Here is an 8,178-nt window from a genome sequence, read left to right on the forward strand (position 1 = left end):
CCGAGTGAGACTGTCTTCACGCCATTCGTTAATCTTATAGCAATCCTTGACGACGATTTCGCTGGTGTCAGGCGTGGCGGGACTGTAGTTCATGTTACTATATGGGATTCGCTGGGCGGGCTTCGTGGCGATTACGATGTTCCCACCCCATTTACCGATACAATAAACTTCATGATACCGCTTATAACGGGCGATTCTATAAAGATTTGCATACGAGCAGATGACGATGTCGACTTTCAGCTCATGATGGGCGGTGATACCTGCACAGCGCCACCGAATAGGATGGACAGTTGCTGGACATTCTATGTGCTCATAAGTCAGCCGATAGCAACACTTATAGAACCAATAGACCTTAACGGCGACGGGAGGGTGATAACCGCCTGCGACGACCAGCACATACGAATAGTTATATATGACAAGGTTGGCATGGACTCGACGCCTGTCGTTTTGAGGGTTAACGGAGTTAGATATGATGACCTCGTTCTCAGGACCACCGGGATGTTGACCCGTCATGGCGACGATTCGCTCGTTATAGATTTCGACCCGACACCATTCGGTATTGTCTGGCGCGATGGCGAGTGGGTTTACATAAGGATTGACACTGCGTTCAATCGCATTGGTTACAATCTTGCATCACCTCTGGTTGATTCGTTCCTTGTTGACCTTAGCCCGCCGATTTTCTTCGGGATGTATCCCCCCGATGGAACAGTTCTTTACGATTCATCAGTCACGGTAAGCATCCATGTTAGGGACTCGATATGCGATAACCCGGTTATTGACTCTGTCAGGGTGCGAGGTATAGTAAGGGGCGACACAGTTGATTACTGGGTGGATTCGAGCTTTGTTGGTGATGCTGACTTTTCCTACACGCTTGATAGCCTGCACACTGGTGATTCAGTTCATGTTTGTGCGTGGGCAAGCGACCCATGCCACGACTACTGCGGCGTTAACTCCGACAGCATATGCTGGTGGTTCAAGACTATACTGGGCGAGATGAGGGCAACGCTTATTGAGCCCGTCGATTTAAACGGCGATGGCAGGGTCATATCGACATGTGATGACCAGAAAATCATCTGGACCATATGGCATACTCATCCCGTGGATACATCGTCGATAAGGGTTACCGTTGCTGGTTCTACATATGTTATAAGTGACAGCGAGCTCGTTCTATCCAACGACACTATTTACTTCATTCCCTCAACGCTTTGGCACAACGGAGACAGCATATATTTCTGTCTTGACAGCATAAGCGACACCATAGGGACTGCGCTTTACGCACCCGTTTGCGGATGGGTTGTTATAGACCTTGAGGGTCCAGTGTTCTATAGCTTAAGCCCGCTGCCGTCAGCTTCAATACCGTGGTATGGCGCAGAGTTCGGCATTAGAGCAGTTGACTCTATTTGCGGGTTTGTGAGCGTCGATTCGGTGCAAATTCACTCTTTCTCGGGCGCATTCGACACCTCATTCGTTCCAAGTCGTGATGGCGACTCTCTTGGACCGTTCCTTGGCGGAGATACATTGCTCGTTTGTGCTTTCGCCCACGATGGTTGTCAGGACTACTGCGACGATAATCTTTCTGACACATGCTGGCTCGTGCCCGTTGAGACCACGGTGGTTACCGCTACTGTTATCGAGCCCGTTGACCTTAACGCTGATGGGCGAGTAATATCCACATGTAACGACCAGGGAGCAGTGTGGATTCTCGATTACACCGCCCCAATAGATACGACAACAATAACCGTATTGGTTAACGGCGTTACATATACTTATCCTTCTCCGTCGTTGAGCCTGTCTGGCGATACGCTTCGTTTCACCCCGCCGACAACATTTTTCGACCGAGATAGCATTGTTTATTGCCTTGTCCGCGCCGACGACATAGCGGGCGGAAAGCTTTCTGATACCGTTTGCACCTATGCTATTATCGACCTTTCGCCACCTGTTCTGGTTTCCACATCGCCACCTATCGGAATTCCGATTCATTCGACATCAGCGACAATTAACGCTACATTCTACGATTCCGTGTGCACTTCCATGACAGATTTCGTTGATAGCGTTTGGGCTTATGTTTATCGGGGTGGTGTGGTGGTGGACTCGGTTATAGGTTTCAGCATGCCCATAGTGTTGCTTTCCCTTGCCGATGGCGATACTATAAGCGTTTGCGTGGCTGTTTCCGATGGCTGTCAAGATTACTGCGACGATAACTTCGACACTGTTTGCTGGGAATATACAGTTCATCTCGGCGTTCCATGGGCAGAGTTTATTTCCCCGCCCGACACCAATCACGACGGCAGAAGAATATCAACATGCGAGAGACAGGGATTCGTCATATACGCTCACGAATCATACGGGATGGACACCACTGTGGTTCACCTTTTGGTCGAGGGCGTTTCGTATAATGCCAGCAGCCCTGAGGTTAGCCTGAGTTATGTTGGCGACTCGACTACTATGAAGATAGAGTTTGTGCCGTCAACGCCTTGGCGAAGCGGGCAGTGGGTTCATGTGGTTTTAGATACTGCGCTAAATTTGCTTGGCGATAACCTTGGCTCTGCCCTCGTGGATTCTTACCTTATTGACCTCGACCCACCAGTCTATACATATTCTGGTCCTGCAACATGCTGCGTTGGAATGACAGCCGTGATTAGTGTTACCGCTTACGATTCTATATGCGATGGTGATGTGTCGCTTGACTCGGTGGTGGTTACAAGTTCAGTTGGGCGCCACGACATTCTTCCCGGGGGCGCGGGGACCATAACTGGTCTCGTTGACGGTGAGAATGTGCGCGTTTGTGCTTACGCTCATGACCTTTGTTCCGACACCTGCGGACCGAATTTCGGCGATTCGTGCTGGAATTTTGTCGTGGATATAGGCGATGTCTATGCAAGAGTCGTTGAGCCTGTGGACTCCAACGGTGACGGCAGGGTTATTTCGAACTGCGACGACCAGCGAATAGTGTGGTTGATAAGCCACGATTATGGTCTTGACCTTGCCACCCTCGTAGTTCATGTTGATGGCGTGCGTTATGGCATTTCAAGCGCTGAACTAAGCTTTTCCTCAGATAGTGTGATATTTTCTCCGGGGCATATATGGCATGACGGCGACAGCATTTACTTCTGCCTTGATTCGCTGTGCGATACTACTGGCGGTTGCCTCGATTCAGCGGTCTGTGGCTATGTTGTGATAGATTTGAGCCCACCTGTGCTTTCGTCCATAACTCCACCGCCAGGGACGCACATCTACACGGACACTTTCTCGGTGAGCTATTCCCTTTGGGACTCGATATGTGGTGCTGGCTATGACATAGTTTCCATTGATGTTTCCAGTTCTCCGCCTGGCGCGACTCTCAGCGTCTCCACCGACTCATTAACCGTTAATATTAGTGATATTCCCATATCGAGCGACATATACCTCGTTATCGATTATCGTGATAATTGCGCTGACTACTGCAATCCCAATACGGCACTCGATACGCTTGTGTATCACTCGCTTATTTCTGAGGTTACTGCACGGCTTCTTAAGCCCTTCGATTTGAATCGCGATTCCTGTATCCAGACTGCGTGTGAATGCCAGAAGATTGTGTGGCTTGTGAAAAGCTATCAGGGTATCGACACTACCACACTTGAGGTCATGGTCGACGGCAGAACTTATCGTTGGGGTCCGTATTTGAGCCTTGATCGTGTTTCTGGTATAGACACCATGTGGTATTTGACATTTGACCCTGCCGTTGCGGGAACCTGCTGGCACGAGAATGGCTACATAGTTGAGCATGAGATAGTAAGGCTGCTCGACACACTCGGACACGATTCGATAGTGCACCTCGACAGCTCTTTCCAGATACTCATCGAACCGCCGATAATAACGCTTTCGCCACTCCCCGACGATACCCCGTGGTGCGCGGATACACTATCGCTTAGCTTCTCGATTTTCGACAGTTTCGCCTGCACATATTACGGCGATGGCACAGCAAGAAGAGTAAGAGATGGTATGACCTACGAGATAATTCATATCCCCGTTGGCGATACAACCATAAGGAATATAAGAGTTGGCGATTCAGTGTGCATAAGCCTTACGAGCACCAATGTTACCGATTACAACTCAGCCTGTGCGGAGTCGCTCGGTTATAATGTTGGTCATTTTGACACATGTTTCTACTTCTGGTGCCCATGCTATGCGTGGGTTTTCGCGGGACCCGACAAAGTTTCGTGTCCGGGTGCGCCGGTAACGCTTGGCTGTGAAGTTCCCGATTCCGGATTTTTCGATGCTATCTCTCTTAGATGGTATCTGGCAGGAGCGTCAACACCCTTCGCGTCGGAAGCTAATCCGGTGGTTACTCCTGAGACGACGACTACATACATTCTCGAGGGGCAGGTTATATGCCTGAGCGGTGATACATTGCTCGTTTACGATACAGTGGTGGTAAGGATCGACTATGAACCACCTACGCGCCCGCAGATAGTTCTGCCTGTTGACGGTTCAACGATTATGGCAGGCGAGAACGACCTCGTGTGGCACTCCTCGAGTGGCACTGAACCTATTTATTACAAAGTTATCGTTAACGGAACTGTTATAGCTGACTCGCTTACTGATACTGTCGCTCAGTTTAACATTAACTGTGACGAAACGCTAAGGATTGCCGTTGTTGCCTTTAACCAGTGCAGTTATACGCTTGATTACGGCTGCTACGGAGATAGCACTCATTCCGGAACGATTCCTGCGGTATACGAAACCTCAGCTGTTTTAACTGTGTTCGGCGAGCCGTGTGGTGGACCGCGAGCGTTGGCGATCTACCCGGAGACTTTCGTGATAACAGCCTGCAGTTCACAGGTCGCACGGTTTGTAGTGTGGGATATGGCGAATGTTCAGCTTGTCCCCGAAAGCCTTGTGGTTACCATAAATGGTGTCTATTGCCCTTACGGCGTGCCCTTTGTCAATTATACCGCGGTAGATGAGGATAGCGGAGTTGTTGAAGTCCATCCGCCGAGCGGAGTATGGAACGATAACGACACAATAGTGATAACATTGTCAAGGATTCAAAACAGATTCGGTATCGAGCTTATGGCGACAGCTACTGTTACTTTCTACACCGATTTCTCTCCGCCTGTTGCAGAACTTATTTACCCCGATACTGCCTCGGCAGTGGATGACTTAACCCCAAACATAGATATTGGTGTTACCGATAATGTCGCGGGCGTTGCTGTTGAGTCGCTTTCGGTTAGAGTGTCAGCTCGAAATGGCAATGTGGACACTACCGTCGCCGTTGATGGTGCGAGTGTGGAATGGATTGACAGCACTGTTATCGTTCATTGTGAGCAACTCGGAATAGAATTCGCAAGCGGTGAAACCGTGGATGTAGTTATAAACACGCAGGACTTGGTTTCCACCGATTACTGTGGTCCAAACAGGGCCATATACAGGTTCTGGTTCTACTATCCTATGGTTTACAGTTGTGCCAGCTATCCTAATCCGTTCACCCCTAATTATGATAACATTAACGATTACTGCCAGTTCACATATCCCGGACTTGGTGAAAAAGATGCCGACATATACATTTTCACACTCGATGAGCATCTGGTCGCAGAGGTTCATGTTCCAGCAAGCGATAGAGCCAAAGAGGAAGCCCGATGGAACGGGAACGGCAAAGACGGCAAACCGTTGCCTGTTGGACTTTATGTTTACATTATAGTGGTTGATGGGGAGGTTATCTGCGAGGGCACTGTTACTATAGCGAGGTAATATTTGTTTTGCTGTTGGATTCCTCGCTTTCCCATATATAGGGTTCGATTAAGGGAATAAGGTCAAAGCATTTTGCACAGTATTTAATCTTTCCTATGATTTTTTTGCAATACTCCTCAGATATATCTATTACGATAAATTTGCGTCCTAATTTTTTCGCGACAACCGTTGTCGTTCCTACTCCGCAGTTATGTCGGCGTTTTCGGGGTCTCCTTGATGCTTAAGGGTTTCTTTGCTGAAGACTTCTAGAAATTCCCAAGTATATTTTAAATACGGGTTTAATGGGCTCTTCCAATTTCCCCATGCGGTATGTTTACATTATAATTATTTTTTACAAAATTTCCCCTTTCCATTTATTGGGCAGTAGCTTGTATTTTTCATTTTTTATGGTATTTTCACTGAAGGGGCTTAATAATGGAGTCAGGTGTCGGGAATTCCGATTTAAGAATTTTTGCCAGACCTTTAATCTCCTCTTTCGTTGTTTTTTGTAATAACCTTCTTAATTTGTTCATTTAAAGCCTCCTTTCTTTGTTTTAGATTGCCATTTCGACTAATGTTTTGAGGATATGTAAAGTTCGGGTGCCGGATTTGGGTGGAGTGAAGCGTAATTGTATATCCGCCTATTCTCTGAATGTAATAGCACTAAAGCAGGCGAGAGCGAGCAGAGTGTTGTAGGCGACAGGCAAAATTTATTTACCTCTTTAATCGTTATTCCTCTCAACTAGCACTCGCCCTCTCTCTATAAATTTTTTAAGTTTTCTCTCAAAATCTGTAGAAGAATGATAATTTTGTTCTCTCCAACCAGCATGATTTATATCATTTCTGTAGTCTACGATCTCATGCCAAAGATTTAAAACTTCGGAAGGTATTTCTTCATATTTGCTATTTAACATTACTTCAGCGATTTCTCTGTAGGTCTTTTTTTGTAAATTATTGCATTTCAAAATATTGGTTATAACATAATTTATGATTGTTTCCCTTAAAATTGTGAACCCTTGCTGAATAAGGCCTTTTTCTAAACACCAAGTTGCTATCTCAATTCCAAAACTTACATCGTTAATTTGCAAGCAAGAAAATCGCTCTTTTATTTTACCAAATAAAGGTTTAAAAGGTTTTAGCTTCTCCAGTTCTTTTTCTGCTTTTGGTATCGCATTTAGAATTCTTTCGATGGTTGATTTAGACTCGGGAGATCGACATGTTAAAACATTTTGTGAAAACTTATCTAAGGATGTAATGAGTTCCCTAAGCCCTCCTCCTATTTCACCCTTCGTCTCCGCAAGTAAAGGTTTTAATTCCTCTATTCCCAATTTCCTCATCATTTCCGCATTCCCTGTCTGTAAAAATCTTTCGATAGCAATAGTCCAATCAAATAAACTTGCAAATGGTGTGAGATCGAATATGGGTATTATTCTTTCTTCTATTGGCATTTCTCTAACTTCCTTTGGAGAACCCAATGCTTCCATTGCACCATAAACGATTCGCTCTATTTTTACGTTCTTCAAAAACTTGACATAGTTTAAAACTACAAGACTTAGCATCGGAAGAGATCGAAAACTGTGAGTAATATCAAAAATTATAACATCCTCGTCATTAAGACTTTCGTTCATTTTTTCAAATATAATCCATAATTCTTCTTCACTTTTACCCTCAGGTATTTCCACATTCCTTACATCAAATTTCAGTTTGAATCTCTTTTTAACCTTTTCTAGCCGCTCTCTTAACCCTTTATCAAAGTTAGCATCTTCACATTCACTTTTGCTCAACCAGTTCTTTCTTTTGGATTCTTCCGTCATGAAGATAATCAATTTGTTATCGTCCTTCCACTCCTTACAGAAAAACTCAACTAAAGCTTCTTGAATAAACTGGTATGGTCTTTCAGAACTCTTGTTATTGTAAGCATAATAAGATTCAATATACGACGTAGTTCCAATAAAACTTAAAAGCTTACAACTCATTGACATTCACCTCTATAATTTCACCAACTTTATAATCAGGACTATGCGATTCTACTATTACTGCTCCAATTCTAGGATCAAAAGTGGCGATGAACTTTGTCGGATGATAGTAATGGATTAAGTAGCAATAAAGCCAAATTGGGCCACGACCACTTAGCACAACCCCCTTTGTGCCATCAACTTCTGGTGGTTTAAGCTCCTGTAAAATTTCTGGAGTTATATTTTCTCTCAATTCGAAATGCACAATCGTATAGTTTTCTTTTTCTTTTATCCTAAATTCTACCTCCATTTGGATCACCTATTTAAAGTATCCATAGCCAGCGGAGGTCTTCGCACCAATGCCTATCTTCTTAACAGCCTCTTTGAGCAATTCTTTCGCTTTTTTAACTAAATTTTCACTCTTTGATGCCAGAGCAAATCTAAATTTCGTTCCCTTTTCTACTGCTAAGAAAAATATTGGGGTAGGGTTATGCCAGTCACCAGGAGTTTCTCC

4 protein-coding genes and 1 pseudogene are annotated in these 8,178 nt (G+C 45.2%); 1 reads left to right on the forward strand and 4 read right to left on the reverse strand.

The features are described from left to right. A partial coding sequence (locus tag J7J62_06300; GenBank protein ID MCD6124764.1) for a hypothetical protein occupies nucleotides 1-5,730 on the forward strand: 5,730 nt, incomplete at its 5' end. Here the strand turns inward: J7J62_06300 and J7J62_06305 are convergent. The 4 genes and pseudogenes from J7J62_06305 to cmr6 form a co-directional block, all read right to left on the reverse strand. Then, a pseudogene (locus tag J7J62_06305) lies at nucleotides 5,717-6,154 on the reverse strand (hypothetical protein). The gene J7J62_06300 and the pseudogene J7J62_06305 sit on opposite strands and share 14 nt — an antisense overlap. A gap of 277 nt (nucleotides 6,155-6,431) precedes the next feature. Beyond that, nucleotides 6,432-7,685, reverse strand: a complete 1,254-nt coding sequence (locus tag J7J62_06310) for a TIGR02221 family CRISPR-associated protein (GenBank protein MCD6124765.1) — start codon at nucleotides 7,683-7,685, stop codon at nucleotides 6,432-6,434. Beyond that, nucleotides 7,675-7,974, reverse strand: coding sequence for a CRISPR-associated protein Csx3 (csx3, locus tag J7J62_06315; GenBank protein ID MCD6124766.1), 300 nt, complete (start codon nucleotides 7,972-7,974; stop codon nucleotides 7,675-7,677). The genes J7J62_06310 and csx3 overlap by 11 nt, the downstream gene beginning before the upstream one ends. 9 nt (nucleotides 7,975-7,983) lie before the next feature. Further along, nucleotides 7,984-8,178 (reverse strand): type III-B CRISPR module RAMP protein Cmr6 (cmr6, locus tag J7J62_06320; GenBank protein ID MCD6124767.1); only part of this gene is annotated, 195 nt, incomplete at its 5' end.

This window comes from bacterium (assembly GCA_021159335.1).
Lineage (GTDB): Bacteria > UBP14 > UBA6098 > B30-G16 > B30-G16 > JAGGRZ01.

Bases quoted from the DNA above. Each gene is read 5' to 3' on its own strand.
- J7J62_06310 (MCD6124765.1), bottom strand. From the start codon at position 7,685: ATGAGTTGTAAGCTTTTAAGTTTTATTGGAACTACGTCGTATATTGAA.
- csx3 (MCD6124766.1), bottom strand. From the start codon at position 7,974: ATGGAGGTAGAATTTAGGATAAAAGAAAAAGAAAACTATACGATTGTG.